General features: G+C 67.3%; 1 protein-coding gene. It reads right to left on the reverse strand.

Annotation, left to right across the window (positions count from 1 at the left end; all coding sequences use genetic code 11):
- A partial coding sequence (locus tag ABD323_RS42600) for a ScbR family autoregulator-binding transcription factor (RefSeq protein WP_344447418.1) occupies positions 1-579 on the reverse strand: 579 nt, incomplete at its 3' end.
- Between the last annotated feature and the right edge of the window lie 180 nt (positions 580-759).

Consider the following 759-nt stretch of genomic DNA (forward strand, 5'->3'; position numbering starts at 1 on the left):
ACCGGGGATCAGCTCCGGCTTCACCAGCCCGGGCACCAGCAGCGCCCACCAGCCGGCCACCCGCTCCAGCAGGTCGGCCCGGCCGCTCAGCACCTGTGAGGTGAGCTGGATACCGGTGAACGACGAGGTGATCGTCGGTGCGGCGACGTTGATGTCCACGCCCGGCAGCAGGTCGTCCTGGGCGGCCAGCAGCAAGTCCCGGACCAGGTTGATGTTCCCCTCCCAGGCTTCGATCTGCGGCTTGTCGAAGGCGCCGTGTTCGATGACCAGGCGTACGGTGGCCCGGATGATCGGGTCGTTCTGCAACGCGCGCGCGTACGCGACGGTCAGGTCGATCACGCTCTGGAAGCCGGGGCCCGAGAGGTCGAGCTCCTCCAGCCAGGGTGACTGCGCTTCGGTGACCGCGAGGGCCAGTTCCTCCTTCGAGGGGAAGTGGAAGAACACCGCGCCCTTGGTGGGACCCCGGGCGGTCAGGATCTCGCCCATCGTGGCCGCCGCGTATCCCCGCCTGGCGAAGACCTGAGCGGCAGCGTTCAGGATCTGCTGCCGGGTGTGCACTGCACGTGCCTGCTGAGCCATCGTTCTCCTGTTTTCTGGTGCGCACCCTCACACTACAAACCGACCGGATGGTACTCTATCGTTGCCTGGAGCGACGGCGCACCAGGGCTTGGCGCGGTGAGTGGCCGAGGAGGGCGGGACTACTTGTCTGGTCGAACCACGTGCTTCGCATGCGACTTGCTCGGGCGGCCCGTTCCAGGA

Source organism: Kitasatospora nipponensis, assembly GCF_039528135.1.
Lineage (GTDB): Bacteria > Actinomycetota > Actinomycetes > Streptomycetales > Streptomycetaceae > Kitasatospora > Kitasatospora nipponensis.